This is a genomic window from Geodermatophilus normandii, assembly GCF_003182485.1.
Lineage (GTDB): Bacteria > Actinomycetota > Actinomycetes > Mycobacteriales > Geodermatophilaceae > Geodermatophilus > Geodermatophilus normandii.
The window spans coordinates 3,105,588-3,131,990 of the sequence record NZ_QGTX01000001.1 but is presented as its reverse complement, the minus strand read 5'-3'; the positions used below and the strand labels follow the sequence as shown (position 1 = coordinate 3,131,990).

The following is a 26,403-nucleotide window of genomic DNA, read 5'->3' as shown; positions in this document are numbered from 1 at the left end:
GCGGCGGCCTGGGCGGCCCGGTGGTCGCGCTCCCACCGGGCGGTGTTCCTCCGTGCCATCGCGGTGACCAGCCCGGTCACCAGGACGAAGCCGACGACGCTGACGACTGCCCACCACATGGCGGCCCTCCTCTGGACCCCGCCACACCCGGGACCACCGGGCGTGGTGTGATCGGAGGATCCCGCCGTTCCCGTTCCGCGACAAGTCGGTCCGTGCCGCGCACCGCGACACGCCGGGACGGGCGGCTCGGACCCGCAGCGAGGGCCGACGACGTCGACCCCCTCGACCGCAGCGGCACTGACCGCGCGGTCGTGCTCTGCCCCCGATCGGGACCGGAGCACGACTCCGCCCGGGGCCTCCTCCTGCACCCTCGCCGCCCGGGATCCGCGGCGGGATGCCGACCGTCGGTGGCGGTCGGCCTCGTCCTGGTCCGGGTCGTGGTGCTGGTGCTCGGCGGCACCCTGCGCCTCGACGTCACCCGGCACGCCGGGACGCACTGCCTCCGCGACGTCGACCCCGAGAGCGACGACCACGGTCACGCGCTCAGCTCGTGAGGACCTGGGTCGCGGACTCCTTGAGCTGGGCGTTGGCCCACCGCATCTGCCGCAGCGTGTCGGGGTGGGAGCGCCTCGCCAGCTCGAACAGCTCCCGCTTCCTGGCGCCCTGCGCGGCCTGGGCGAGCAGTTCCCAGTCCATCGAGACGCCGGCCGCCTCGCGGTGCACGTGCCGCAGGTCGGCGAGCAGCAGCAGTCCGGGCTCGGGCCGGCGGCCGAGCAGGTCCGACGCCGTCTGCCGGATCCTCTCCAGGACGCCGCGGTCCTCCGGCGGCTCCGGGTCGAGTTCCACGTCGAAGTCGCGGCCGATCCGCGCCAGCTCGGTGACGTGCCGCCGCGACCAGCCGGCGATGTCCCGCGCCACGTGGAAGATCTCGTGGTCGGCCGCGTGCCGGTCCGACACGGCCAGCAGGGTCCGCGCGAGGTGCGTCTCGGACCGGTGCAGCTCCTCGATCGCCAGTCCCAGCTTCACCGGGTCCCCTCCCGCTCGGTGACGAGCGCCACGTCGCCGCCGCGGGTGGGCGGCACGTCCGCGACGACCGGCCGGGACGCGGTCGTCGTCGGCGCCCGGGACGGGACGCCGTCGGAGGCGGCCAGCCGGGCCACCGCCGCGGCTGCCGTCTTGAAGATCGGCTGCTTCGACACGGGGTCCCAGTCGGTGGGGGTGAGCTCGTTGGCGGCGCGCCCGCGCTCGAGGGCGTCCGGGTCGTCCCACCAGCCGTAGTGGAAGGGCAGGAACAGCACCCCGGGCCGGATGCCGCTGATCCGCAGCCGGGCCTCGACCCGGCCGCGCGGGGTGGTCACCTCCAGCAGGTCGCCCTCGCCCCAGCCGCGGTCGGCGGCGTCGGAGGCGGCCATCTCCAGCCACACCTCCGGTGCCGCCGCCCGCAGCTGCGGCGCACGACCGGTCTTGGTGCGGGTGTGGAAGTGGTAGAGCGTCCGGCCGGTGATCAGCTGGAAGGGGAACTCCTGACCCGGCAGCTCGTGCGGTGGCAGGTACTCGGCGGCCTTGAGCACTGCCTTCCCGTCGGGATTGAGCGCCTTGTACTCGACGTCGTCGAGCGGGGCGCCGGTGACCATGTCGCGGCCGTAGCTCTCGCAGTAGTCGGGCTGCGCGTAGAACCGGCCGTCGACGTAGAGCCGCTCGGTGCCCTCGGGTGCGTCCTCGGTGACCGGCCACTGGATCCCGTTGCGCTCGCGCAGCCTCGCGTAGGACAGGCCGCTGTAGTCGCAGGGTCGGCCGCGGCTGCACTCCTTCCAGCCCTCGAAGGCGCCCTCGGGATCGGACCACTTCACCAGCGGTGCGCCGTCCTTGTCGCGCAGGTCCAGCCGGCGGGCGAGGTCGATCAGGATGTCGAGGTCCGACCGCGCCTCCCCCGGCGGGTCGACGGCCTTCTCCGACAGGTGCACGGTCCGGTCGACGTTGGTGAAGGTCCCGGTCTTCTCGCCCCACGTGGCGGCGGGCAGGACGACGTCGGCCAGCTGCGCGGTCTCGGTCAGGAAGAGGTCCTGGACGACGAGGAACAGCCGCTCCTGCGCCAGGATCGAGCGGATCCGGCCCAGCTCGGGCAGCGACACCGCCGGGTTGGTCGCCGTCACGTACAGGAACCGCAGCGACCCCTCCTCGGCGTGCCGGAACATCTGCATCGCGTGGGTGGGCGGCGAGTGGTGGGGGATGTCGAACGGGTCGAGGTTCCACACCCGGGCGAGGTCGGCGACCTGGGCGTCGTTGGACCAGTTGCGGAAGCCGGCGAGGTCGCCGTCGGCCCCGGCCTCGCGCGTGTTCTCCGCGGTGGGCTGGCCGTTCATCTGCAGGATCCCGCAGCCGGGCTTGCCGAGCATGCCGCGGACCAGGTTGAGGTTGTTGACCTGCACGGCGGCCGCGGTGGCCTGGTGGGACTGGTAGAAGCCCTGCAGCACGGTGGACAGCAGCCGCTGCGCGGAGCCCAGCACGCGCGCGGCCTCGCGGACCTGCGCGGCCGGGACGTCGCACACCTGCTCGGCGACCTCGGGCGGGTAGTCGCGCAACCGCTCCTCGAGCTCGTCGAACCCCACGGTGTGCGCGTCGACGTAGGCCCGGTCGACCCAGCCGTTGGCCACGATCTCGTGCAGCAGCGCGTTCATCAGCACGACGTTGGTGCCCGGCCGCGGTGCCAGGTGCACGGTGGCGGCACGCGCCACGGCCGTCTCGCGCGGGTCGACGCAGACGATCCGCGGCGGGTGGGGGCCGGCCAGCCGGTCCAGCACCCGGGCCCACAGCACCGACTGCGTCTCGGCCACGTTGTGCCCGAACAGCGCGATGACGTCGGCGGAGTCGACGTCGGTGTAGCTGCCCGGCTGGCCGTCGCAGCCGAAGGTCTCCTTGAGCGCCGCGGCGGCGGTGGCGGTGCACAGCCGGGTGTTGCCGTCGACGTGGTTGGTGCGGATGCCGCCGTGGGCGATCAGGCCGAGGGTGTAGTACTCCTCGAGGAACAGCTGGCCGGTCGTGTAGAAGCCGACCGCGCTGGGCCCCTGCTCGTCGAGCAGCTCGCGGCAGCGTCCGGCGACGGCGTCCATCGCGGTGTCCCAGTCGGTCTCGACCAGCTCGCCGTCGCGGCGGACCAGCGGCCGGGTGAGCCGGTCGGGTGAGTTGTTCGCCTGCCAGCCGTAGAGGTCCTTGGGGTCCAGCCGGCCGTGGTTGACCCGGTCCTCGGCACGGCCGCGGACGCCGACGATGCGGCCGTCCTTGACGGCGATGTCCAGGCCGTCGCCGTTGCTGTGCAGGATCGTCGCCGACGTCACCCAGCGGTCGACGTCGTCCTCGGTCAGGCCGTCGGCGAGGAAGGTGTCCACCCGCACCGGCCAGGCCTCCCCCGGCCCGTACGGCGTCCGTGTGCCCCACGGCTCGGCGATGCGGTCGATGCGCGCCATCCCCCGTCCCTCCGTCGATCGGGCCCCCGCCCGTCCGTCTCCGCGGGGACGGGTTCCCAAACTGCCGAGGCCCACGGCGGCGGACCGGTTGGCCCCTGGCCGCGGGGGTAGCCCGACCACGCGCGAGCCGACCGGGCCCGTCCGACCCGAGCACCTGCGAGGACCGATGACCGAGAGCACCCCGCCGGCGAGCGCCTCGACCGCCGACCTCCTGCAGTCGCTGACCGACGACGTCACCACCCTCGTGCGGGACGAGCTGGCGCAGGCCCGGGCCGAGCTGACGGCGAAGGCGCGGCGGGCCGGGCGGGCCGCCGCGCTGCTCGGTGGTGCGGCGGGACTCGGCGTCCTGGCGGTCGGGACGTCGAGCGCGCTGCTGGTGCGGTTGCTCGAGCGCCGGCTCCCCCCGCCGGCCGCCGCGGCCGTGGCGACGCTGCTCTACGGCGGGGCGCCGCCGCCCTGGCCTCCACCGCGCGCCAGGAGCTGCGCCGCGCCGGGTCCCTGGTGCCGGAACGGACGGTGGCCAGCGTCCGCGAGGACGTCCGGGCGGCGACCACCGCCACCGGCCCGGCGACCCCGTCCGGCTGACCGCGAGGAGGCGGCACGTCCACCGGCGGCACGCAGGCCTGCCACCCGGGCCGGATCGTGCCGCGCGGCGGCGCTCGGGTTCGATCGCGCGTGACCGGGTAGCGCGACGCCGGGGTCGAGCAGGAGCCCCTCCCGCACCGGCCGGGATCCCCTCCGTCCCCCGCAGGAGCCTCCCGTGGACGTGGTCGACACGCCGACCCCCGAGCTGCAGACGATGTCACTGGGCCTCTACGACCTGGTGCACTTCGCGCTCATGGCGGCGGGCTTCGCCCTGTTCGCCTACTTCCTCTACACCTGGGCCAGCCGGCAGGAGGTGGGCCGGCGCTACCGGCCGGCGATGCACGCGGGCCTGTGCCTCGCGGCGGTCGCGACGGTCAGCTACCTGGTCCTGTTCGTCACGTGGGAGAGCGGCTTCACCCTGAACGGCGGCCTGTACGAGCCCGACGCCGAGGCCCGGTTCACCGGATCGACCCGGTATCCCGACTGGGCGGTCACCGTTCCGCTGCTGACCGTCGAGCTGCTCGCGGTCTGCTCGCTGACCGGGAAGCGGGCCCGGAACCTGCGGGCCACCACCACGGCCGCGGCCTTCCTCATGATCCTCACCGGCTACGTCGGCGCCCAGCTGGTCGCCGACGGCCGCGACCGCACCGCGCTCGTGGTCTGGGGGCTGGTCAGCACCGCGTTCTTCGCCTACCTGTACGTGGCGCTCGCCGGTGCCGTGCGCGCCTCGCTCCCGCACATGGGGCGCGAGGCGGGGGTGAGCCTGCGCAACGCCACGATCGTGCTGCTGGCCAGCTTCGGCGTGTACCCGCTGGTGTACGCGATCCCCGTCTTCGCCGACGTCACGCCCGCCTGGTTCGCGACGGTGCAGGTCGCGTACTCCGCCGCCGACGTCGTCGCCAAGGTCGGCTTCGGCCTGCTGGTCCACAAGGTGGCCCTGCTGCGGACCGCCGAGGACGTGCGGGCCGGTGAGGACACCCACCCCGAGCCGGTCTGGATCAGCAACGTGCACGAGAGCGACGGCGTGCTCCCCGAGCTCCGCGACCACCGGGACGGGCACCGGGCCGAGGCCACCCGGACGGCGTCCGGCCGGGGCTGACGTGGTCCCGACCGGTCCCCGGCACCGGCCGGCCGGCCCCGTGGCGGCGGCTGCCCGGGTCGCGACGGCGCTGTCGCTGGCCGCCGTCGTCGCGGTGGTCGCCGTGGAGCCGACCGTCGGCTGGGGCGACCTCGCCTGGGTGCCGCTGGTCGCGGGCCTGCTGCTCGGCCTGCCGCACGGCGCCGTCGACCACCTGGTCCCCGCGCGCCGGCTGGGCCGGCGGCCGCCGGGCACGGCGCTGTTCGCCCTCGGCTACGCCGTCGTCGCGGTGCTCGCCTGGCTGGCGTTCCGGGCCGCTCCCGGACCCGCGCTGCTGGTGTTCGTCGCCCTCTCCGTCTGGCACTTCGGCACCGGGGAGACCGCCTTCGCCGACCTGCGCGCCGGCCGGCCGGTCCAGCGCCAGGCCACCGCGTCGCTGGTCCTCGGCGGGCTGGTCCTGCTCGTCCCCCTCGCCCGGGGTGCCGACGACGCCGCGCCGGTGCTCGCCGCCGTCGTCCCCGGGGCGGGCACCCTGCCGGCGGCCGTCCCCGTCACCGTGCTGGCGGTCGTCCTGCCGGCGGCCGCGGCGCTGGCGGCCGAGCGGCTGCTGTCCGGCCGGTGGCTGGAGGCCGCGGAGGTCGCCGTCCTGCTGGTGCTCGTCCTGGTGGTCCCGCCGCTCGCCGCGTTCGGGGTCTGGTTCGGCTGCTGGCACGCGGTGCGGCACGTCGCGCGGGTGCTCGCCGCGGACCCGGCCGGCGACGCCGACCCCGCCGCCGGACGGCTCGCCGCGCCGCTGCGCCGCTTCGCCCTGGCCGCCGCGCTGCCGACCGCCGCCGTCCTCGCCGTCCTGGCGTGGGTGTGGTCGGCCGCGGACGGCTGGCGCGGGTTCCTCGCCGCCGGCCTGCCGCTGCTGGCGGCGCTCACGCTCCCGCACGCGCTCGTCGTCGCCTGGCTGGACCGCGCCGAGGGGGACGCCCCCGCCGGGCGCGGGCCGGCGGCATGGCAGCGTGTACGGCCGTGGTGAACGTCCTCTCGATCCAGTCGCACGTCGCCTACGGGCACGTGGGCAACTCCTCGGCCGTCTTCCCGCTGCAGCGCCTCGGCGTCGAGGTGTGGCCGGTGCACACCGTGCAGTTCTCCAACCACACCGGCTACGGCGCGTGGACCGGCCGGGTGTTCGACGGGCAGGCCGTCGAGGAGGTCGTCGACGGCATCGCCGACCGCGGTGTCCTCGGCACCGCCGACGCCGTCCTGTCCGGCTACCTCGGCTCCGCCGACATCGGCCACGCCGTCGTCGGCACGGTCGGGCGGGTGCGCGCGGCCAACCCCGACGCCGTCTACTGCTGCGACCCCGTGATCGGCGACGTCGGCCGGGGCGTGTTCGTGCGCCCCGGCATCGAGGAGCTCATGCGCGAGGTCGCCGTGCCCGCGGCCGACGTCGTGACGCCGAACCACTACGAGCTCGACCTGCTCGCGCAGACGACGACGCGGACCCTCGCCGAGGTGCAGGACGCGGTCGCCGCCGTGCAGGCGCTCGGGCCGCGGGTGGTGCTGACGACGTCGCTGGTGGCCGAGGACACCCCCGACGACGCGGTCGACCTGCTCGCCTCCGAGGGCGGCCGGCACTTCCGGGTCCGCACGCCGCGGCTGTCGGTGTCGGTCAACGGCGCCGGCGACGCGATCGCCGCGCTGTTCCTCGCGCACTGGCTCGACACCCGCTCGGCCGGCGAGGCGCTCGGCCGGGCCGCGGCCAGCGTGTGGGGCCTGCTGCGGCGCACCGAGGAGGCCGGCTCGCGGGAGATCCTGCTGGTCGCCGCCCAGGACGAGTTCGTGTCGCCGTCGCGGAGCTTCCCGGTCGAGGAGGTCTAGGTGTACTGACCGGAGACGTTGGTCGAGTGCGCGTGACCACGAGATCTGACTGAAGGTTCTTGTGGAGGAGGACCTCCGGACGTGGAGTGGAGCTGCTGAAGGCGACCACGACACGCACCCGGAGGTCCTCGTGCTCCACGCTAACGCCGTCTTGACCCCACGCCAGCGTCTGCGATTGGCCCGGCTGGTGGTGGAGGAGAACTGGCCCAAGAGTCGGGCTGCGGAGTTCTTCGGCGTGGCCTGGAAGACTGCCGACCGTTGGGCCGAGCGGTATCGAAGCCTGGGCAAGGCTGGCATGGTCGATCGCTCCAGCCGGCCGCGCACCAGTCCGGGCAAGACTGATCCGGCGACGACGAAGCGCATCGTGTCGCTGCGGCTGCGCAAGCGCTGGGGCGCGGTCCGACTGGCCGCCGAGACCGGAGTCGCGCCCTCGACCGCCGGAGCGGTGCTGCGCCGCTGCGGCATGAACCGGTTGTCCCGTCTTGAGCGGCGCGAGCAGGTCGTCGTCCGCTACGAACGCGAAGCGCCCGGCGATCTGCTGCACGCCGATGTGAAGAAGCTGGGCAACATCCCCGCCGGCGGCGGCTGGCGCTTCCTGGGTCAGCAGGCCGGCAAGGCCAACCGGCACCACGATGGCGGCCGCGCCCGCAACCGCTATCGCAATCCGCTGATGGGCCACGGCTTCATCCACGTCGTTCTCGACGACCACTCCCGGACCGCCTACGCCGAGATCTGCGAGGACGAGACCGGTCCCACCGCCGCCGCCGTGCTGCACCAAGCGGTGGCCTGGTTCGCCGCCCGCGGCGTGACCGCCCGCCGGGTGCTGACCGACAACGGCGGCTGCTACCGCAGCCGCGACTGGGCCACCGCCTGCGCCGAGTTGAGCATCACGGCCAAGCGCACCCGGCCCTACCGGCCACAGACCAACGGCAAGGTCGAACGGTTCAACCGCACCATGACCAGCGAATGGGCCTTCGCCCAGCTGTTCACCAGCGAAGCCGACCGCCGCGCGGCCTTTCCTGCTTGGCTACACGCCTACAACCACCACCGGCCCCACACCGGCATCGGCGGCCATCCACCCATCAGCCGCCTGACCAACCTGCCCGGTCAGTACATCTAGGGGAGGTCTGAACAGGCGGGTACGCCCTGCCGGACCTAGCGTCCCCGCGTGGACCTGTTCCGGACGAAGTCCGTCGAGGCCGTGCACGCGGACACCGGGGAGGGCGTGGAGTCCCCCCGGGACACCGGGCACCTGCGCAGGCGGCTGTCGGCCCGGCACCTCGTCGGCTTCGGCATCGGCATCGTGATCGGCACCGGGATCTTCACGCTCACCGGCGTCACGGCCAAGCAGAGCGCGGGGCCGGCGGTGGTGGTCTCCTTCGCCGTCGCCGGCCTGGTCGCCCTGCTCGCCGCGCTCTGCTACGCCGAGCTCGCCTCCGCGGTGCCGACGGCGGGCAGCGCCTACACCTACGCCTACGCGACGGCCGGCGAGGTGGTGGCCTGGGTCATCGGCTGGGACCTGTTCCTCGAGTTCGCGCTCGGGGCGGCGGTGGTGGCCCGCGGCTGGTCGGGCTACGTGGGCAACCTCCTCGACCTGCCGCCGTCCCTGTTCGGCGAGACGTCGACGGTGAACCTCGGGGCGGCCGCGATCGTCGTGGTGCTGACCCTCGTGGCGGTGCTGGGCATCCGGGAGTCGGCGCGGGTCACCGGCGTGCTCGTGGTGGTCAAGGTGGCCGTCTGCGTGTTCGTCGTCGTCGCCGGGGCGTGGTTCGTGCGCGGCGCCAACCTCACGCCGTTCGTCCCGCCCGGAGAGCCGGCCGAGGGCGGCAGCGGGCTGACCCGGCCGCTCATCGAGGTGGTCGCCGGGCTCGAGCCGGTCGCCTTCGGCGTCGGCGGCGTGCTGACCGCGGCCGCCGTCGTCTTCTTCGCCTACACCGGCTTCGAGGCGGTCGCGAACCTCTCCGAGGAGACCCGGCGCCCGGCGCGCGACGTGCCGCTCGGGCTGCTCGGCACCCTGGGGCTGGCGACCGCCCTCTACGTCGGCGTCGCGTTCGTGGTCGTCGGGATGGTGGAGTACCGCGACATCGACGAGGGGGCGCCGATCGCCGACGCGTTCGACCAGGTGGGGCTGGGCTGGGCGTCGTCGCTGGTGTCGATCGCGGCGGTGGCGGGCCTGACCTCGGTGATCCTGGTCGACCTGATCACCATCGGCCGGATCGGCTTCGCCATGGGCCGCGACGGCCTGCTGCCGCCGGCGGTGGCCCGGGTCAGCCCCCGCACCGGCACCCCGGTGCGGGTCACCCTGCTGTTCGCGGGCCTGGTGCTGGTGCTGGCGACGTTCGTCCCGCTGGGGACGCTGGCCGACCTGGTGAGCATCGGCACGCTGTTCGCCTTCCTGCTGGTGTCGGTCGCCGTGGTCGTGCTGCGGCGCACCCGGCCCGAGCTCGAGCGGCCGTTCCGGGTGCCGCTGTCCCCGGTGCTGCCGCTGGTGTCCGCGCTCGCCTGCCTGTACCTGATGCTCAACCTGAGCATCGAGACCTGGCTGCGCTTCCTGGCCTGGCTCGCGATCGGGCTGCTCATCTACGCGGTCTACGGCTACCGGAACTCGCGGATCGGCCGGGCGGCTGCCGGGACGGGCACTCGCGTGCGCTGAGCGGGCCGGTGCCCTCAGTCGCCGGCCCGCTCCTCGACGGAGGCGAGCAGGTCGCGCAGCAGGTCGTCGAGCCGCCGCACGGCGGCCGGTGACATCCCGCCCAGCAGGCGCTGCTGCTCGGCCAGCCCGGCGGTCACGGCCTCGTCGACCAGCGCCCGGCCGGCGTCGGTGAGCCGCACCAGCAGCGCACGCCGGTCGGCCGGGTCCGCGGTGCGCACCAGGTGCCCGGCCCGCTCCAGCCGGTCCAGCCGGCTGGTCATCCCCCCGCTGCTGAGCATGAGGGCCCCGGTGAGCCGGCCCGGCGAGAGGCCGTCGGGCCCCCGGCCCGGCGCAGCGTCGCGAGGACGTCGAAGTCGGCCCGGGTGATGCCGAAGCGGGCGTAGCACCGCTCCTGCGCGTCCCCCACCAGCCGGGCGGTGCGGTACACCCGGCCGAAGACGGCCATCGCCGTGGTGTCGAGGTCGGGGCGCTCCCGCGCCCACTGCGCGACGATCTCGTCCACGCCGTCCCGGTCGGTCACACGGCGATCCTCGCACGTCTCACGGTTGACAGATACTCGCTACCAAGTATCTTGAGATCGAGATATATGCCATCGAGGGACGGAGCCGTCATGGCCACCACGATCCAGGCACCGGCGGCCGTCGTCCCCCGGGCGCCGCGCCGTCGCCGGGCCCTCTGGACGCTGACCGCGCTCACCGCCGTCGCCCCCGCCACCTGGGGGACGACGTACGTGGTCACCACCGAGTGGCTGCCGCCCGACCGCCCGCTGCTGGCCGCGACGGTGCGGGCGCTGCCCGCCGGGCTGCTCCTCGTGGCGGCCGGCCGCGTGCTGCCCCGCGGCGCGTGGTGGTGGAAGGCGGCGGTGCTCGGCACGCTCAACATCGGCGCCTTCTTCGCCCTGCTGTTCGTCGCCGCCTACCGCCTGCCCGGCGGGGTCGCCGCGGTGCTCGGAGCGGTGCAGCCCCTGGTGGTGGCCGCGCTCGCCCTGCCGCTGCTCGGCCAGCCGCTGCGGCTGCGCACGTTCGTCCTCGGCGCCACGGGGGTGGCCGGGGTCGCGCTCGTGGTGCTCACCGACTCTGCCCGGCTCGACCCGCTCGGCGTCCTCGCCGGGCTGGTGGCCACCGCCTGCATGGGCACCGGTGTGGTGCTCACCAAGCGGTGGGGCCGGCCCGTCCCGGTGCTGGCCTTCACCGGCTGGCAGCTCGCCGCGGGCGGCGTGCTGCTGCTCCCGCTGGCCCTGGCCGTCGAGGGCCTGCCGGCGACGGTGACGCCGGGCCAGGTGGGCGGCTTCCTGTACCTGGCCGTGGTCAACACCGCGCTGGCCTACGTGCTGTGGCTGCGCGGGATCGGCCTGCTGCCCGCCGACCGGGTGAGCTTCCTGGGGCTGCTCTCCCCGGTGGTCGCCGCGGCCGCCGGCTGGGCGCTGCTGGGGCAGTCGCTCGGACCGGTGCAGCTGGCGGGGGTGGTCCTGGCGCTGGGGAGCGTCGTCGTCGCCCAGCGCGGCCGCTGACCGCCGGGGAGCAGGAACCCGACCGGCCGCTCCGCGTTGCCGCCGGCCGGCGGCCTGGCTAGCGTCCGGGACGGCGGGCAGCAGCGCCCGCCCCGGTCCGCCGACGTCCCGGAGCGCCGATGTCGCACCCCCCGGCCCACCGTCCCGTCGCCACCGACGAGCCGGCAGCGCCGACCGGCGGGCGCATGTCGGCGAGCACCCGCTCGACCGTCCTGGGCGCGATGTTCCTCATGGCCACCTCGGCCATCGGGCCCGGCTTCATCACCCAGACGACGACGTTCACCGTCCAGCTCGGCGCCGCCTTCGCCTTCGCGATCGCCGTCTCGATCCTCATCGACATCGCGCTGCAGCTGAACGTCTGGCGGGTCGTCGGCGTCTCCGGGCGGCGGGCGCAGGAGCTGGGCAACCTCGTCCTGCCCGGCCTCGGCTGGGTCATGGCCGCCTTTCTGGTCATCGGCGGCCTGGTCTTCAACGTGGGCAACGTGAGCGGGGCGGGCCTCGGCACCGACGCGATGTTCGGCCTGGAACCCAAGATCGGCGGCGCGCTGTCGGCGCTCGTGGCCATCGCCGTGTTCCTCAGCAAGCGGGCGGGCGTCGCCGTCGACCGGATCGTCGTCGTCCTCGGGCTGGCGATGATCCTGCTGACCGCCTACATCGCGGTCACGTCCGGCCCGCCGGTGGGGACGGCGCTGCGCAACGTCGTCCTGCCCGACCGGATCGACGTCCTGGCGATCACCACGCTCGTCGGCGGCACCATCGGCGGTTACATCGTCTACGCGGGGGCGCACCGGCTGCTTGACTCCGGCGTCACCGGTCCCGGCCACGTCCGGGACATCACCCGCGGCTCGGTCACCGGGATCGTCGTCACCGGGATCATGCGGGTCGTCCTGTTCCTCGCCATCCTCGGCGTCGTGGCCGGCGGGGCGTCGCTGGACCCGGAGAACCAGGCCGCCTCGGCGTTCGAGATCGCCGCCGGGGAGGTGGGCCTGCGGGTGTTCGGCATCGTGCTCTGGGCGGCGTCGATCACCAGCGTCATCGGCGCCTCGTACACGTCGGTGTCCTTCGTGACGTCGCGGACCCGCACCAGCGACCGCACCCGCACCCTGCTGGTGGTCGGCTTCATCGCCGTCACCACGCTGGCGTACCTGCTCGCCGGGGCGGCGCCCACCACGCTGCTGGTCTTCGCCGGCGCCTTCAACGGCCTGCTGCTGCCGATCGGCATCGCCGTCCTGCTGTGGGTGGCCACCCGGCGGACCGACCTGCTCGGCGGCTACCGGTACCCGCGCTGGCTGCTCGTGGTCGGCTGGGTGGCCTGGCTCGGGACGATCTACCTCGCGGTCAACTCCGTCCGCCCGGTCGTCGAACTGTTCTCCTAGGCGAGGACCACCGCCCGTGTCCCCTCTCTCGATGGACCTCAACTCCGACCTCGGCGAGGGCTTCGGCCAGTGGACCCTCGGCGACGACGACGCCCTGCTCGGCGTGGTCACCAGCGCCAACGTCGCCTGCGGCTTCCACGCCGGCGACCCGGTCATCCTGCGCCGGGTGTGCGACCGCGCCGCGGCGGCCGGCGTCGCCGTCGGCGCACAGGTGGGCTACCGCGACCTCGCGGGCTTCGGACGCCGGTTCGTCGACGTCGAGCCCGACGCCCTGACCCAGGACGTCCTCTACCAGGTCGGCGCGCTGGAGGCGTTCGCCCGCGTGGCCGGCACCCGCGTCCGCTACGTCAAGCCGCACGGGGCGCTGTACAACGCGATCGTCGCCCACGAGGAGCAGGCGGCAGCCGTGGTGCGCGCCGTCGTCGAGTACGACCGCACGCTGCCGGTGCTCGGGCTGCCCGGGTCGGCGTGGCTGCGGCTGGCGGCCGAGGCCGGCCTGACCGTCGTGGCCGAGGCGTTCGCCGACCGGGCCTACACGCCGGAGGGGACGCTGGTGTCCCGCCGGCTGCCCGGCGCGGTGCTGCACGACGCCGACGAGATCGCGCGCCGCTGCGTCGCGATGGCGACCGGGGAGCCGATCGCCGACGTCGACGGCGGCTCACTGCAGCTGGCACCGCGGTCGATCTGCGTGCACGGCGACACCCCCGGCGCGGTGGACATCGCGCGGCGGGTGCGGACCGCGCTGGGCGAGGCGGGGGTCGAGCTCGTCCCCTTCGCACCGTGATGCGGGTGCTGCCCAGCGGCTCCACCGCCCTGCTGGTGGAGCTCGCGGACCTCGACGAGGTCCTCGACCTCTACGCGGCGCTGGAGGAGGACCGGCCGCCCGGCGTCGTGGACCTCGTGCCGGCGGCACGCACGGTGCTGGTGGTGACCGACCCCGCGCAGACCACGCTGGACGCCGTCGAGGCGGCGGTCCGGCGGACGGTGCCCCGGCCCGGGCGCCGGGTCGGCGCGGAACAGGTCGAGGTGCCGGTCGTCTACGACGGCGAGGACCTCGGCGACGTCGCCGCGCACCTGGGCGTGGACCCCGCGGAGGTGGTGCGGCGGCACGCCGGCACGGAGTGGACCGTCGCGTTCTCCGGGTTCGCGCCCGGGTTCGGGTACCTGACGCCGGCCGACGGCACCTGGGACGTGCCGCGCCGCCCGTCGCCGCGCACCCGGGTGCCGGCCGGCTCGGTCGCGCTGGCCGGCGGGTTCACCGGCGTGTACCCGCGGGAGTCGCCGGGCGGCTGGCAGCTGGTCGGGCGCACCGACGTCGCGGTGTTCGACCTGTCCCGCGACCCGGCGGCGCTGCTGCGACCGGGGGTGCGCGTGCGCTTCGTGGCGGTGTCGTGAGCGGGGGTGTCGTGAGCGGGGGTGTCGGTGGCGGTCTGACCGTCGTGGCCCCCGGCCCGCTGACCACCGTGCAGGACCTCGGCCGCCCCGGGCTGGCCGGCGTCGGGGTGGGCCGCTCGGGCGCCTGCGACCGCGCGTCGGCCGCACTGGCCAACCGGCTGGTGGGGAACGAGCCGGGCGCGGCGGTGCTCGAGGCGACGCTCGGCGGGCTGGTGCTGCGGGCGGAGGCCGACCTGCTGGTGGTCACCACGGGCGCACGGTGCCCGGGGTCGGGGGTGCACGACGCCCCGGGCCTGCTGCGCGCGGGCGGCACCCTCGCGCTCGGGACGCCGCCCGCCGGCCTGCGCACCTACCTCGCCGTCCGCGGGGGGATCGCCGTCGAGCCGGTGCTCGGCTCCCGCTCCACCGACCTGCTGGCCGGCCTCGGCCCCCCGGCGCTGCGGCCCGGTGACGTGCTGCCGGTCGGCCCGCCCACCGGCGACGTGCCCGGCGTCGACGTCGCCCCGGTGCCCGACCCGCCCGGCGGCGAGGTGACCGTGCGGCTGCTGCCCGGCCCCCGCGCCGACTGGCTCACCCCCGCCGCGCTGGACGTGCTCGGGTCGGCGGCCTGGACGGTCACCGCCGAGAGCAACCGCGTCGGCCTGCGCCTGGACGGCCCGCGCCTGGAGCGCCGGGAGTCCGGCGAGCTCCCCAGCGAGGGGCTCGTCCGGGGCGCGCTGCAGGTGCCGCCGTCCGGCGCGCCGGTGCTCTTCCTCGCCGACGCGCCGGTGACCGGCGGCTATCCGGTGGCCGGCTACGTGGCCGACGACGACGTCGACCGCTGCGCGCAGCTGCGCCCCGGCCAGGCCCTGCGGCTCAGAACGGGTACGCCGGCAGGTCGCCGCGCACGGTGACCCACTGCGTCTCGGTGAACGCCTCGATGTTGGCCTGCGGGCCGCCGTGCCGGGATCCGGTGCCCGAGGCGCCGACGCCGCCGAAGGGCGCCACCGCCTCGTCGTTGACGGTCTGGTCGTTGATGTGCACCAGGCCGCTCGGGATCCGCTCGGCCAGCTCGAGGCCGGCGTAGACGTCGCGGGTGAGGATGCCGAGGCTCAGGCCGTACTCGGTGCCGGCGGCGAGGGCGGCGACCTCGTCGAGGCTGGAGAACGGCGTCACCGGGGCGACCGGGCCGAAGATCTCCTCCTGGTAGGCCGGGTGGTCGATGGCGACGCCGCCGAGGACGGTCGGCCGGTAGAACAGACCCTCGAAGGTGCCGCCGGTGCGCACCGTGGCGCCCTTCTCGACGCTGGCGGTGACCAGCCCGTGCACCCGGTCGCGCTGGCCGGCGTCGATGAGCGGGCCGAGGGCGACCTGCTCGCGGAAGGGGTCGCCGACCGGCAGCTTCTCCACCTTCTCGGTCAGGACCGCCGCGTACTCCTCGGCGATCGACTCGTGCACCAGGTGCCGGCTGGTGGCCATGCAGATCTGGCCCTGGTGGCTGAAGGTGCCCCAGGCGCCGACGCTGGCCGCGGCGGTGACGTCGACGTCGGGCAGCACGATGAGCGCGGAGTTGCCGCCGAGCTCGAGGTGCGCCCGCTTGAGGTGCTGGCCGGCCAGCGCGCCGACGATGCGGCCGGCCTTCGTGGAGCCGGTGAACGCGATGACCCGCACCTGCGGTGCGGTGACCAGCGCCTCGCCGACGTCGGCGCCGCCGGGCAGCACCTGGAACACGCCGGCCGGGAGCCCGGCCTCCTCGAAGACCCGCGCGAACACCGCGCCACCGGAGATGGCGGTGCGCGGGTCGGGCTTGAGGACGACCGCGTTGCCCAGCGCCAGCGCCGGGGCGATCGCGCGGATGGCCAGGATCGTGGGCACGTTGAACGGCGCGATGACGCCGACGACGCCGGCCGGGACGCGGCGGGCGAAGCTCAGGCGGGGCGCGCCGGAGCGCAGCAGCTCGCCGTAGGGGTGGCTGGGCAGCGCGGAGGCCTCGTAGCACTCCTGCGCGCTGGTGTGGACCTGGAAGTCGCCGAACGGCTGGATCGCGCCCGACTCCCGCGCCAGCCAGCCCTTGATCTCGTCGGCGTTGTCCTCGAGCACCTGGCCGGCGCGGCGCAGGACGCGGGCCCGCTCCTCGAAGGGCGCCGCGGCCCACGCGCGCTGCGCCTCCGCGGCCCGCTCGGCGGCCGCCCGCACGTCCTCGGGGGTCGCCCTGCCCACCGGTGCGATGACGTCGCCGGTGGCCGGCTCCACCGCGTCGTACGTGCCGCCGGACCCCTCGGTCCAGCTGCCGGTCCAGACCCTGCCCTGCCACGCGCCGTCGTCCAGGAGTGCCACGTCGTTCCCTCTCGTCGGTGTGTCCCTGCCGCGATCCTCGTGCAGGGTGGGTGAGCGCGCCCGCGCAAGGGGTCGTCCGGATCCATGGACAAGCTCCTGACCTGGGGATACCGGTCGCGGTGGGGGACCTGCGGTCGTAAACTTCGTACGTGTGTTCGAGCGATCTGGGGAACGGAGACGTCCTCGACGACGTCGCCGCGCTGGTCGCCGAGCGCAACCGGATCGACGCCGCCCTGGCCCGCCGGGTCCGGGCGGCGGAGCTGTCCCAGGCGCCCGAGCGGGACGGCCTGACGTCGATGGCCTCCTGGCTGCGCGGGCACTGCCGGCTGTCGGCGGCCGAGGCGTCGCGGGTGGTGCGCAGCGGGCGGGCGCTGGCGCACCTGCCCGCCCTCGCCGAGGCGCACGACGCCGGCCTGGTCTCGGCCGAGCAGGTCGCGGTCACCGCGCGCGCGGTGACGCCGGCGCGGCTGACGGCAGCCGCGGAGCAGGGGGTGGAGCTGGCGGTGATCGACGCGGTGGTCACCGGGGTCGCGGTCGAGCAGCCGCACACCGACCTGGTGACGGTGGTGCAGCGCTACTGCGACGACCTCGACCCCGACGGTCCCGAACCCGACCCCACCGAGGGCCGGTCGCTGACGGTGGTCACCCACGCCGACGGGTCCCGCACCCTCCACGGCTGCCTGGACGCCGTGGGTGGTGAGAAGTTCCAGGTCGCGCTGGAGTCCTTCACCCAGGCCGACCGGCCCGCCGGTGACGAGCGCACCCGCGCCCAGCGGCAGGCCGACGCCCTGGTGCAGCTGTGCGACAACGCGCTGGCCGCCGGCGGCCTGCCTACGCTGCGGACGGTCAAGCCGCACGTCGCGGTCCGCATCGACCTCGACGACCTCGCCGACCCCGCCACCGGCCAGGGCACCGCCACCCTGGGCTCGGGCACCGTGATCTCCGCCGCCCGCGCCCGCTGGCTGGCCTGCGACGGCGCCGTGAGCCGCGTCGTCTTCGGCCCCGACGGCGCCCCGCTCGACCTGGGCCGCGCCCACCGCCTCGCCGACCGCCACCTGCGCCGCGCGGCCGAACTGCGCGACGGGGGCTGCGTGTTCGCCGGCTGCCGAGCACCGACCTGGTGGTGCGACGTCCACCACCTGGTCCACTGGATCGACGGCGGCGAGACCAGCCTCGAGAACTCAGCACTGTTGTGCGAACGCCACCACACCAAGGTCCACCACGGCTTCCGCGTCGAAAGACCACCCGACGGCCGATGGCACACCTGGCGACCCGACGGCACCGAGATCACCACCCCGGCACCGCTGCTGCGCCCCGCTGCTCGAGCAGTCGGGTGACTGCGGTCCGGAGGCGACGCGCCGCGCCGCCCTGGGAGCATTGCGGCACGTGCCCGATGGACCGGGGACGGGCAGAACGACCCGCCTAGCGTCCTGCGGCATGGGAGACGGGGAGACGTACTGGGACGGTGTGCGACGGCGGCTGGTGCTCGCCGTCCTCGTCGGCCTGGGCGCCGCCGCCCTGCTGTTCTGGCTGGACGACGACGTCAGCGCCACGGTGCTCGTCGGCCTGGTGACCTCGCTCAGCGTGGCGCTGGTGCCCAGCCCCCGGGAGCCCGCCGAGCCACGGTGAGACCGGCTCAGCCGGCGCGCAGCTCCTCGAGGACCGGCCCGGCGACCTTGAACGCGTGGTTGGCGGCCGGCACCCCGGCGTAGACGGCCGCGTGCTGGATCACCTCACCGATCTCCGCGTCGGTCAGGCCGTTGTGCACCGCGGCGCGCACGTGCAGCGCGAACTCGTCCCAGTGCCGCAGCGCGATGCAGATCGACAGCGTGGCGATGCTGCGCTCCCGCCGCTCGAGGCCGGGCCGCTGCCAGACGTCCCCCCACGCCACGCGGGTGATGAAGTCCTGGAACCCCTCGGTGAACGGCGTCGTGTTCGCCACCGCCCGGTCCACCCACGCGTCGCCGAGCACCTCGCGCCGGGTGCGCATGCCGGCAGAACGGCGGGCGTCGTCCGTGCCGAGGTCCTCGCTCACGCGTGGCTCCCCGCGGCGTCGAGGTGCGCCAGCAGCGCCCCGGTGACCTCCAGCGGCCGCTCCAGGTTGGGCAGGTGCGCGCCCGGGCTGATCGACACCAGGGTCGCCCCCGGGATCCCGTCGGCGACGAGCTGCTGGTGCGGCGGCGGCAGCGCGGGGTCCTCGGCTCCCGAGACCACCAGCGTCGGTGCGGTGATCCGCGCCAGGTCCGCGCGGGCGTCGAAGTGCCCCACCGCCTCGCAGCAGGACGCGTACCCCTCGTCGTCGGCGCCGGCGATCATCGCCTCCAGGCGGGCCACGAGGTCCGGGTGCGCCGCCGCGTACCCCGGCGTGAGCCACCGGCCCACGATCGCCGGCGCCAGGGGCGCGGTCCCGCCCGAGCGGGCCTGCACCGCCCGGTCGAGGAACCCCTGCGGGTCGGGCCTCGCCGAGGTCGCCAGCAGTGCCAGGCGGCCCACCCGCGAGGGCTCGCGCGCGGCCAGCCGCATCGCCGTCATCCCGCCCAGCGACAGCCCGGCCACGTGGGCCGTCCGCACACCGAGCCGGTCGAGCAGCGCGAGCACGTCGTCGACGAGGTCGTCGACCGTGTACGGCCCGGCCGGTGCCGGCGACTCCCCGTGCCCGCGGGTGTCGTAGGTGACCACCCGGTAGCGCTCGGCCAGCGCCGGCACCTGCGGGTCCCACATCCCGCGGGTCGCGCCCAGCGAGTTGGACAGGACGACGACCGGCGCGCCGGCCGGCCCGTCCTCGGTGTAGCTGACCTCGACCGCGGTCACGGTGCCCCTTCCACCAGCTGCTCGTGCTCGGCCAGCGCCGCGTCCACCTGCGCGCCGGCCTCCCCCAGGTCCGGGGTGGCCGCGGCCAGCACCGCGGCGACGTCCACGTCGGTCCGGGTGGCGACCACCTCGGCCAGCGACCGGCCCGTGTCACGCGCGCGCCGGGTCGCCTCGGCGGCCGCGTCGTGCGCCGCACCCCGGCCCAGCGACGGCGTCAGCGCCTCGGCCAGCGCCCCGGCCAGCGCCCCCTCGCCCGCCGCGGCCACCGTGTCCGCCATCCGGCCGACGTCGGGCCGCAACCCCCGCAGGCTCTCGGCCAGCCACGAGCACGCCGAGCCCACCGTGCTCAGCAGGCCGGTCAGCGTGGGCCACTCGCTGTGCCACGCCCCGGCCGCCCGCTCGTGCTCCTGTTCCATGGCACCCAGCAGGGTCGCCACCAGCCCCGGTGCCCGCCGGGCGCAGGCGCGCGCCGAGATCGCCGCGACCGGGTTCTGCTTGTGGGGCATCGCGGAGGACCCCCCGCGTCCCTCGCCCACCTCGGCGACCTCGGCCACCTCCGACTGGGCCAGCAGCACCACGTCGACGGCGACCGTCGCCACCACCCCCGCCGCGGCACCGAGCGCGCCCGCCAGGTCGGCCACCGGCAGCCGCACGGTGGACCAGGGGACGGCGGTCGCCACCAGGCCGAGCTCCGCGGCCAGCGCCGCGCGCACCGCCGTCCCGGCACCCGACGACGCCGCGAGCGTCCCCACCGCGCCGCCGTACTGCACCGGCAGCGTGGCCACGACCTCGGCCAGCCGCAGCCGCGCCCCGTCCAGACCCGCCAGCCAGCCGGCCGCCTTGAGCCCGAAGGTCGTCGGCAGCGCCTGCTGCATCAGCGTGCGGCCCATGACCACGTCGTCGCGGTGGGTCCGCGCGAGCGCGGCGCAGACGCCGGCGGCCGCGGCGAGGTCGGCGTCGACCTCGGCCACCGCCCGCCGGGCGAGCAGCACCAGCGCGGTGTCGACGACGTCCTGGCTGGTGGCGCCCACGTGCACGGCGACGGCGTCGCGCTCCCCCACGGCGTCCTGCAGCGAGCGCACCAGCGGCGGCACCGGGTTGCCGGCGTCGGCGGCGCGGGCGACGACGGTCGCGAGGTCCAGCCGCGACGGGTCGGCGCAGGCCGCCGTCACCGCGTCGGCCGCCGTCGCGGGCACCAGGCCCACCGCGGCCGCGGCGCGGGCGAGGGCGGCCTCGACCTCGAGCAGCGCGCGAATCCAGGCGTCGTCGGAGACGGCCGCCGCCGCACCGCCGCGGGCGAAGGTGCCGGCGAACAGACCTGTCACGTCGTCCTTCCTACCGGCGGGCGCGGGTGCCCGCTCGGACGGCACCGCATCCGGACGGCACCGCATCCGGACGGCACCGCATCCGGACGGCACCGCATCCGGACGGCACCGCGCTCAGACGGCGAAGAAGACCGTCTCGCGGTCCCCCTGCAGGTGCACGTCGAAGCGGTAGCCGTCGTCCGTGGGCGTGGCCAGCAGCGTCTCGCGGCGGTCCTCCGGCAGCCCCTGCAGGACGACGTCGGAGGCGTTGGCCTCGGCCTCGTCGGCGAAGTAGACGCGGGTGACCACGCGGTCGAGCAGGCCGCGGGCGAAGACGGAGACGTCGACGTGCGGCGCCTGCAGCCCGCCCTCGCCGTCGGGCACCCGGCCGGGCTTGAGGGTGAACACCTCGAACCCGCCGCTGAGGGTCTGGGCGCGGGCGTAGCCGCGGAAGCCGGGGTAGGTCGCCGCGCCGCGCGGGTCCTCGGGCGAGGGGAACCCGCCGTCGGGGTCGGCCTGCCAGGTCTCGACCATCGCGTCGGGGACGACGTCGCCGTTGCCGTCGAACACGCTGCCGCGGATCCAGATGCCGCCCGCCGTGCCCTCGGCCGCGGCCCAGATCCCGTCGTCCCAGGTCAGGCCGATGGCCAGGTACGGCCCGACGGTCGCGCTCGGGGTGGTGCCCAGCCGCAGCGGCCCGGTGAGGAAACCGGTGCCGCGCTGCCCGGAGCGCGGCTGGAAGGGAGCGGCCGGGTCCGGCGGGACCTCCAGCGGGTTGCTGCTCACGCCACGTCTCCGTCGTCCTCGGTCTCGAAGGGGGTCTGGTCCGTGCCGCGCAGGACGATGTCCCACTCGAAGGCCAGCGCCCAGTTGTCCTGGGTCCGGTCGAGGGAGTACCGGCTGACCGCGCGGTGGCGCGCCGCGGGCGGGATGGCGTTGTAGATCGGGTCCTGCCCGAACAGCGGGTCGTCCGGGAAGTACATCTGGGTGACCAGGCGCTGGGTGAACGCCCGGCCGAAGAGGCTGAAGTGGATGTGCGCCGGCCGCCACGCGTTGTGGTGGTTGCCCCACGGGTACGCGCCGGGCTTGATCGTCATGAACTCGTAGCGGCCGAGGGCGTCGGTGACCACCCGGCCCAGCCCGTCGAAGTGCGGGTCCAGCGGCGCCGGCCAGTTGTCCACGACGTGGCGGTAGCGACCCGACGCGTTGGCCTGCCACACCTCGACCAGCGCGCCCGGCACCGCGCGGCCGTCGCTGTCGAGCACCCGCCCGTACACGAGGATCCGCTGGCCGATCGCCTCGCCGCCGTTGCGCCAGGTCAGGTCGGCGTCGGTGGGCTGCACGCGGTCCTCGCCGAGCACCGGACCGGTGACCTCGGTCAGCCGGTGCGGCAGGTCGACCGGCGTGCGCAGGGGCGCCCGCAGCGCGGTGCTGCGGTAGTCGGGGTGGGCGACCGGCGTCCGGGCGGCGGCCTCCTCGCGGAGGTAGCGCGGCAGGTGCAGACCCGGCGGAGGCGGCACGGGTGTGGTCCCGGTCATGTCCCGGAAGCTACGGCGGTCCGCCGAGGCGCCCCAAGCCGGCGGTCCCGCTGGGTGGAAGGACGCCGGTCACCGGTCAGCGGCGAGCGAGGCCAGGTGCGCGTGCACCAGCGTCACCGCCAGCGCGCCCTCCCCCACCGCCGAGGCCACCCGCTTTACCGAGCCCTGGCGCACGTCACCGGCCGCGAACACCCCCGGTGTCGACGTCTCCAGCAGCGCCGGCGGCCGGTCCAGCGGCCAGGGAGGCGCGACGCCGTCGCCGGTCAGCGCGGCCCCGGTGAGCAGGAAGCCCCACCGGTCGCGGGCCAGCGTCCCGGCGAGCCAGTCGGTGCGCGGCTCGCTGCCGATCATCACGAAGAGCATCCCCGGCTCCTCGGTCTCCGCGCCGGTGTCGAGGTCGCGCAGGACGACGGTCTCCAGGACGTCGCTGCCCCGGCCCCCGACCACCTGCACGCGGTACCGGATCTCGACCCGCGGCAGCGCGACGAGCTCGCGGATGAGGTAGTCCGACATCGTCTCCGTCAGCGACGCCCGGCGGACCAGCAGCGACACCTTCGCCGCGTAGCGGGAGAGGTACACCGCTGCCTGCCCGGCGGAGTTGCCGCCGCCGACGACGAACACGTGCCGGCCGGCCATCGCCGGCGCCTCGCTCACCGCCGCGCCGTAGAAGACTCCGCGGCCGGTGAAGGCCTCCAGCTCCGGCACGCCGATCCGCCGCCAGGCCGCCCCGGTGGCGACGACCACGGTCCGCGCCTGCACCTCCGAGCCGTCGCCGAGGGAGACCCGGTGCAGGCCGTCCTCGGTGCGGAGGGAGGCGGCGGTGCGCATGAAGGAGAAGCGGGTGCCGAACGCCCACGCCTGCTGGTAGGCCGAGAACGCCAGCCGGCTGCCGCTGACGCCGGTGGGGAACCCGAGGTAGTTGCGGATCAGCGAGCTGGTGCCGGCCTGCCCGCCCACCGCCTCGCACTCCAGCTGCAGCGTGTCCAGGCCCTCGGAGGCGGCGTAGACGCTCGCGCCCAGCCCCGCCGGCCCGGCACCCACCACGACGACGTCGTGCACGGCGTCGGGGTCCAGCGGGTCGAACAGGCCGAACGCCTCGGCCACCTCGAGGTCGGTGGGCGCCTGCAGCACGGTCTGCTCGGGCTTGAAGCGGACGACGACGACCGGCAGCCGCGGCCGCTCGAGTCCGAGGTCGGCGAGCACCGCCCGGCCGTCGGACGAGCCGGCCTCGTAGAAGCCCGTCGGGATGCGGTTGCGGGTCAGCTGGTCGCGCAGGTGCTGGGCGTGCGGGTCCCAGCGGTCACCGACGACCCGGACCGCCTCGAACCCGCCGCCCTGCCGGGAGGACCACTCGTCGAGGACCTCGGTGACCGACCGGTGGAACTCCTCGTCGGCACGCCCCTGCGGGGCGTACACCCAGCGGTCGAGCTGGCCGACGGTGATCGCCTCGAAGATCGGCCGGGCGGTCTCGAAGGCGCCCCACCGGACCAGTGCGACGGCGGCCGCGCCGGGGTGCCTCGCGTGGCAGGTGCGCAGCACGTCCAGGCCGTCGGGGTCGGCGTCACCCAGGCAACCCAGCAGCACCGCGACGGCGGGGTCGCCCGCGCCGTGCAGCGCCGCGTCGACGTCCTCGGGACAGGCGCCGGAGACGACGCGGTAGTCGCAGCCGTACCGGCGGTCGAGCTCGCGGGTGGTGGCCCCCCGGACGCCGTCGTCGCGGGCGACGACGACCAGCGCCGCGGGGCCGGTTCCGGGGTGGTCCTGGGCGAGGTGCACGACGGTCTCCGGGTGCGCGCGTCCCCGTGCGGTGCCATGCAACCACCGCCTCGGGACCGCTGTCACCGGGTTACGGGACGCCGCCGCCGTCCCTAGACTCCGCCTCGTCGGCGACCCGGACGGGCGGCGCGCCCGTCGGCGGGCGGGAGGTGCACGTGACCGCACCGGCGACGGAGGCCATCGCGACGCCGGACCGGCGGCTGCGGGTCTTCGTCTCCTCCACGCTCGAGGAGCTGGCCGCCGAGCGCCGCGCGGTCCGCGACGCCGTCGCCCGGCTGCGGCTGACCCCCGTCATGTTCGAGCTCGGGGCGCGCCCGCACCCCCCTCGGGACCTCTACCGCGCCTACCTGGCGCAGAGCGAGGTCTTCGTCGGCATCTACGGCGACCGCTACGGCTGGGTCGGCCCGGACATGACCGTCTCGGGCCTGGAGGACGAGATCGACCTGTCGGCGGGCATGCCGCGGCTGCTCTACGTCCGCACGCCCGCGCCCGACCGCGACCCCCGCCTGGCCCGGCTGCTGGAGCGGGTGCAGGCCGAGGGCGGGGTGTCGACCACCCCGTACCGCGATCCGGCCGAGCTGGCCGAGCGGGTCGCCGACGACCTCGCCGTGCTGCTGAGCGAGCGCTTCGCCCGGCCCGCCGCGGCGCCGCCCGGGCTGGCCGCCGGCTGGCTCCCGACGCCGCCCACGCCGATGGTCGACCGCACCGCGGAGCTGGCCACCGTCACCGGCCTGCTGGGCGACCCGGCCGTGCAGCTGGTGGTGCTCACCGGCCCGGGCGGCATCGGCAAGACCCGGCTGGCACTGGCCGCGGCCGCGGCGGTCGCGCCCGGCCGGGACGGGACGTGGTTCGTCGACCTCGCCGGGGTCCGCGACCCCGCCGACGTCCCCGCCGCCGTCGCCGAGGCGGTCGGGGTGTCCTCCGAGGGCAGCCGCCCGGTGCTCGAGCAGATCGCCGACCGGCTGGCCGGCCGCTCGGCGCTCGTGGTCGTCGACAACCTCGAGCAGGTGGCGGCGGCCGCGCCGGACCTGGCGGTCCTGCTGGCCCGCTGCCCGCGCACCCAGCTGCTGGTGACCAGCCGCACCGTGCTGCGGCTGCGCGGCGAGCACGACGTGCCCATCGAGCCGCTCGGGACGCCGGCCGCCGGCGCGGACGGCGCCGCGGAGGCCCCTGCGGTGCAGCTGTTCGTGGCCCGCGCGCAGCAGGCCGACCCGGCGTTCCGGCTCACCGCCGCCACCGCCGGCCCGGTGGCGGAGGTGGTCCGCCGGCTCGACGGCCTGCCGCTGGCGGTGGAGCTGGCCGCCGCCCGCGTGCGCACGCTCCCGCCCCGGCTGCTGCTGGCCCGCCTCGACCGCGCGCTGGGCGGTGCGCTCGACATGGGCGACCCCGACGTCGACGTCCCCGACCGCCAGCGCACGCTGCGGACCACGATCGCCTGGAGCCACGACCTGCTCGACGAGCGCGGCCGGGCGCTGCTGGCCCGGCTGTCGGTGTGCGCCGACGGCTGCACCCTCGACACCGCCGAGGCCGTGGGCGCCGACGGCGGGGACCTCGACGTCCTGGAGACGCTGTCGTCGCTGGTCGGGCACAGCCTGGTCTCCCCCACCGACACCGGCGACGGCGAGCCGCGCTTCCGCATGCTCGAGCTGGTGCGCGCGTTCGCGGCCGAGCGGCTGCGCGAGCGCGGCGAGGAGGAGGCGACCCGCACCCGCTGGGCGCAGCACCTGGCCGGCCTGGGCGCCGAGGCCGGTGCCGGGCTGGCCGGCCCGGCGGCGCGGCTGTGGCGGGCCCGGCTGGACGCCGAGACCGCCGACCTGCGGGCCGCGCTGCGCTGGGCGGTGGCCACCGACCGCGCCGAGCTGGCGGTGCGGCTGACCGCGCCGCTGGTCCGCTGGTGGTGGGCGCACGGCCTGCTGCCGGAGATGGCCGACCTCGCCGAGCGGACCGCGGAGCTGCCGTCGGCCGCCGCGCTGCCGCCCGACCTCGCCGGCCGGCTGGCCTGGGCCCGGGCCTCGCTGCGGATCGCCCGCGGCTCCCCCGCCCTCGCCGTCCCCCTGCTCGACGGCGTCGTCGAGGACGCCCGGCGGCGCGACGACGCCTGGCTGCTGGGTCACGGCCTGGGCGCGCGGGCGATGACCCTGACGCCGGGCGACCCCGACGTCGCCACGCTGCTCGACGAGGGCCTCGCGCACCTGCGCCGCAGCGGGGACGGCTGGTCGGCCGCGTTCAGCGGGATGCTGCGCACGGCGGTGGCGCTGGCCGGCGGGGACCTCGAGGCCGCCGAGCGGGTCGCCGGCGAGGCGCGTGACCTCGCCCTCGCCGCCGCCGACGACCAGCTGGCCGCGCTGCTCACCGACTCCCTCGCCCTCGCCGCGCTGCTGGCCGGCGACCTGCCGCGGGCGCGTGCCCGGCTGGAGGAGGCCGCGGCCCGGCACCGGCGCACCCGCGACCTGGAGGGCGTGGCCTCCTGCCTCGAGGCGCTCGCCGCGCTGGCGCTCGCCGAGGGCCGCGACGCCGCGGCCGCCCGGTTCGCCGGCGCCGCCGACGCCGCCCGCGCCGGCCTCGGGGTGGCGCGCTGGTCGCCGCAGCAGGCGCTGGCCGACCGGCTGCGCGAGGCGCTGCGCGCCGCGATGGGCGAGGAGGAGGAGCGGCGGGCGCGGGCGGCGGGCGCCGCGCTCGGCCCCTGGGCCGCCCTGGACGAGGCGCTCGCCTGACGGCGACCCGGACG

Annotated in this window: 26 protein-coding genes; 15 read left to right on the top strand and 11 right to left on the bottom strand. The window is 75.9% G+C overall.

What is annotated here, in order from left to right; translation table 11 throughout:
- Positions 1-407 precede the first annotated feature (407 nt).
- Entirely contained in the window at positions 408-554 is a 147-nt protein-coding gene (locus tag JD79_RS22725; RefSeq protein ID WP_170149225.1) for a hypothetical protein, read from the top strand.
- On the opposite strand, the gene JD79_RS15260 is transcribed toward JD79_RS22725, so the two are convergent.
- Positions 544-1,026: a hypothetical protein gene (locus JD79_RS15260; RefSeq protein ID WP_110006217.1), complete on the bottom strand. Its 483-nt coding sequence runs from the start codon at positions 1,024-1,026 to the stop codon at positions 544-546. The two genes, JD79_RS22725 and JD79_RS15260, sit on opposite strands and share 11 nt — an antisense overlap.
- Positions 1,023-3,464 carry a molybdopterin oxidoreductase family protein gene (locus JD79_RS23850; RefSeq protein WP_110006216.1) on the bottom strand — a complete coding sequence of 814 codons (2,442 nt, stop codon included), beginning with the start codon at positions 3,462-3,464 and terminating at the stop codon, positions 1,023-1,025. The genes JD79_RS15260 and JD79_RS23850 overlap by 4 nt, the downstream gene beginning before the upstream one ends.
- Positions 3,465-3,630: 166 nt before the next feature.
- Here JD79_RS23850 and JD79_RS15250 point away from each other — a divergent pair, with 166 nt between their 5' ends.
- The 6 genes from JD79_RS15250 (at position 3,631) to JD79_RS15225 (ending at position 9,649) form a co-directional block, all read left to right on the top strand.
- Positions 3,631-4,143, top strand: a complete 513-nt coding sequence (locus JD79_RS15250; RefSeq protein ID WP_170149224.1) for a phage holin family protein — start codon at positions 3,631-3,633, stop codon at positions 4,141-4,143.
- 81 nt (positions 4,144-4,224) lie between these two features.
- On the top strand, positions 4,225-5,148 hold the full coding sequence (locus tag JD79_RS15245) for a bacteriorhodopsin (protein ID WP_245900128.1): 924 nt from the start codon (positions 4,225-4,227) through the stop codon (positions 5,146-5,148).
- Between the two features lie 40 nt (positions 5,149-5,188).
- Positions 5,189-6,151: a Brp/Blh family beta-carotene 15,15'-dioxygenase gene (locus JD79_RS15240; protein ID WP_170149223.1), complete on the top strand. Its 963-nt coding sequence runs from the start codon at positions 5,189-5,191 to the stop codon at positions 6,149-6,151.
- Positions 6,145-6,996, top strand: coding sequence for a pyridoxal kinase PdxY (gene pdxY / locus JD79_RS15235; RefSeq protein WP_211307994.1), 852 nt, complete (start codon positions 6,145-6,147; stop codon positions 6,994-6,996). The genes JD79_RS15240 and pdxY overlap by 7 nt, the downstream gene beginning before the upstream one ends.
- 130 nt (positions 6,997-7,126) lie before the next feature.
- Entirely contained in the window at positions 7,127-8,116 is a 990-nt protein-coding gene (locus tag JD79_RS15230; protein ID WP_110007748.1) for an IS481 family transposase, read from the top strand.
- A gap of 48 nt (positions 8,117-8,164) precedes the next feature.
- On the top strand, positions 8,165-9,649 hold the full coding sequence (locus JD79_RS15225; protein ID WP_110006213.1) for an amino acid permease: 1,485 nt from the start codon (positions 8,165-8,167) through the stop codon (positions 9,647-9,649).
- Between the two features lie 14 nt (positions 9,650-9,663).
- Here the strand turns inward: JD79_RS15225 and JD79_RS23105 are convergent, their stop codons facing one another.
- Both JD79_RS23105 and JD79_RS23100 read right to left on the bottom strand, forming a co-directional pair.
- Positions 9,664-9,927, bottom strand: a complete 264-nt coding sequence (locus JD79_RS23105) for a helix-turn-helix domain-containing protein (protein ID WP_245900127.1) — start codon at positions 9,925-9,927, stop codon at positions 9,664-9,666.
- The gene (locus JD79_RS23100) at positions 9,906-10,169 is read right to left on the bottom strand and encodes a hypothetical protein (protein ID WP_211307992.1); all 264 of its coding nucleotides are present in this window, start codon (positions 10,167-10,169) and stop codon (positions 9,906-9,908) included. Before JD79_RS23100 ends, JD79_RS23105 begins: the two co-directional genes overlap by 22 nt.
- Positions 10,170-10,259: 90 nt before the next feature.
- On the opposite strand from JD79_RS23100, the gene JD79_RS15215 reads away from it, so the two are divergent.
- From JD79_RS15215 to JD79_RS15195, 5 genes are all read left to right on the top strand, one after another.
- Positions 10,260-11,159 carry an EamA family transporter gene (locus JD79_RS15215; protein WP_110006212.1) on the top strand — a complete coding sequence of 300 codons (900 nt, stop codon included), beginning with the start codon at positions 10,260-10,262 and terminating at the stop codon, positions 11,157-11,159.
- Positions 11,160-11,278: 119 nt separating this feature from the next.
- Positions 11,279-12,535 (top strand): NRAMP family divalent metal transporter, encoded by a 1,257-nt coding sequence (locus JD79_RS15210; protein WP_110006211.1) that lies wholly within the window; start codon positions 11,279-11,281, stop codon positions 12,533-12,535.
- A gap of 16 nt (positions 12,536-12,551) precedes the next feature.
- Entirely contained in the window at positions 12,552-13,319 is a 768-nt protein-coding gene (locus JD79_RS15205) for a LamB/YcsF family protein (protein WP_245900126.1), read from the top strand.
- Positions 13,319-13,930: a 5-oxoprolinase subunit B family protein gene (locus tag JD79_RS15200; RefSeq protein ID WP_110007747.1), complete on the top strand. Its 612-nt coding sequence runs from the start codon at positions 13,319-13,321 to the stop codon at positions 13,928-13,930. The genes JD79_RS15205 and JD79_RS15200 overlap by 1 nt, the downstream gene beginning before the upstream one ends.
- Before the next feature lie 11 nt (positions 13,931-13,941).
- Positions 13,942-14,823, top strand: coding sequence for a 5-oxoprolinase subunit C family protein (locus JD79_RS15195; protein WP_211307991.1), 882 nt, complete (start codon positions 13,942-13,944; stop codon positions 14,821-14,823).
- Here JD79_RS15195 and JD79_RS15190 read toward each other — a convergent pair.
- Entirely contained in the window at positions 14,786-16,246 is a 1,461-nt protein-coding gene (locus tag JD79_RS15190; protein ID WP_110006208.1) for a benzaldehyde dehydrogenase, read from the bottom strand. The genes JD79_RS15195 and JD79_RS15190 overlap by 38 nt on opposite strands.
- 149 nt (positions 16,247-16,395) lie before the next feature.
- On the opposite strand from JD79_RS15190, the gene JD79_RS15185 reads away from it, so the two are divergent.
- Positions 16,396-17,583, top strand: a complete 1,188-nt coding sequence (locus tag JD79_RS15185; protein ID WP_110006207.1) for an HNH endonuclease signature motif containing protein — start codon at positions 16,396-16,398, stop codon at positions 17,581-17,583.
- Positions 17,584-17,683: 100 nt separating this feature from the next.
- Positions 17,684-17,875, top strand: a complete 192-nt coding sequence (locus tag JD79_RS22255) for a hypothetical protein (RefSeq protein WP_146220459.1) — start codon at positions 17,684-17,686, stop codon at positions 17,873-17,875.
- Between the two features lie 7 nt (positions 17,876-17,882).
- Here JD79_RS22255 and pcaC read toward each other — a convergent pair whose 3' ends face one another.
- From pcaC to JD79_RS15155, 6 genes are all read right to left on the bottom strand, one after another.
- Positions 17,883-18,281, bottom strand: a complete 399-nt coding sequence (pcaC, locus tag JD79_RS15180) for a 4-carboxymuconolactone decarboxylase (protein ID WP_211307990.1) — start codon at positions 18,279-18,281, stop codon at positions 17,883-17,885.
- Positions 18,278-19,057, bottom strand: a complete 780-nt coding sequence (gene pcaD / locus JD79_RS15175) for a 3-oxoadipate enol-lactonase (protein ID WP_110006206.1) — start codon at positions 19,055-19,057, stop codon at positions 18,278-18,280. The genes pcaC and pcaD overlap by 4 nt, the downstream gene beginning before the upstream one ends.
- Complete coding sequence (gene pcaB / locus JD79_RS15170; RefSeq protein ID WP_245900125.1) at positions 19,054-20,382, bottom strand: 3-carboxy-cis,cis-muconate cycloisomerase; 1,329 nt, start codon at positions 20,380-20,382, stop codon at positions 19,054-19,056. The genes pcaD and pcaB overlap by 4 nt, the downstream gene beginning before the upstream one ends.
- Positions 20,383-20,496: 114 nt before the next feature.
- Positions 20,497-21,147 (bottom strand): protocatechuate 3,4-dioxygenase subunit alpha, encoded by a 651-nt coding sequence (gene pcaG, locus JD79_RS15165; protein WP_110006204.1) that lies wholly within the window; start codon positions 21,145-21,147, stop codon positions 20,497-20,499.
- A complete protein-coding gene (gene pcaH / locus JD79_RS15160; RefSeq protein WP_110006203.1) occupies positions 21,144-21,899 on the bottom strand; it encodes a protocatechuate 3,4-dioxygenase subunit beta in 756 nt (251 codons plus the stop codon). The genes pcaG and pcaH overlap by 4 nt, the downstream gene beginning before the upstream one ends.
- Positions 21,900-21,968: 69 nt before the next feature.
- Entirely contained in the window at positions 21,969-23,675 is a 1,707-nt protein-coding gene (locus JD79_RS15155; protein WP_110006202.1) for an NAD(P)/FAD-dependent oxidoreductase, read from the bottom strand.
- Positions 23,676-23,830: 155 nt separating this feature from the next.
- Here JD79_RS15155 and JD79_RS15150 point away from each other — a divergent pair, with 155 nt between their 5' ends.
- Entirely contained in the window at positions 23,831-26,389 is a 2,559-nt protein-coding gene (locus JD79_RS15150; protein WP_170149222.1) for an ATP-binding protein, read from the top strand.
- The last annotated feature ends 14 nt before the right edge of the window (positions 26,390-26,403 follow it).

Excerpts from the sequence above, each read along its gene's own strand:
- JD79_RS23105 (WP_245900127.1), bottom strand. The coding sequence starts at position 9,927 with ATGCTCAGCAGCGGGGGGATGACCAGCCGGCTGGACCGGCTGGAGCGG.
- JD79_RS22255 (WP_146220459.1), top strand. The coding sequence starts at position 17,684 with ATGGGAGACGGGGAGACGTACTGGGACGGTGTGCGACGGCGGCTGGTG.
- pcaH (WP_110006203.1), bottom strand. The coding sequence starts at position 21,899 with ATGACCGGGACCACACCCGTGCCGCCTCCGCCGGGTCTGCACCTGCCG.
- JD79_RS15210 (WP_110006211.1), top strand. The coding sequence starts at position 11,279 with ATGTCGCACCCCCCGGCCCACCGTCCCGTCGCCACCGACGAGCCGGCA.
- JD79_RS15200 (WP_110007747.1), top strand. The coding sequence starts at position 13,319 with ATGCGGGTGCTGCCCAGCGGCTCCACCGCCCTGCTGGTGGAGCTCGCG.
- JD79_RS23850 (WP_110006216.1), bottom strand. The coding sequence starts at position 3,464 with ATGGCGCGCATCGACCGCATCGCCGAGCCGTGGGGCACACGGACGCCG.
- JD79_RS15250 (WP_170149224.1), top strand. The coding sequence starts at position 3,631 with ATGACCGAGAGCACCCCGCCGGCGAGCGCCTCGACCGCCGACCTCCTG.
- JD79_RS15215 (WP_110006212.1), top strand. The coding sequence starts at position 10,260 with ATGGCCACCACGATCCAGGCACCGGCGGCCGTCGTCCCCCGGGCGCCG.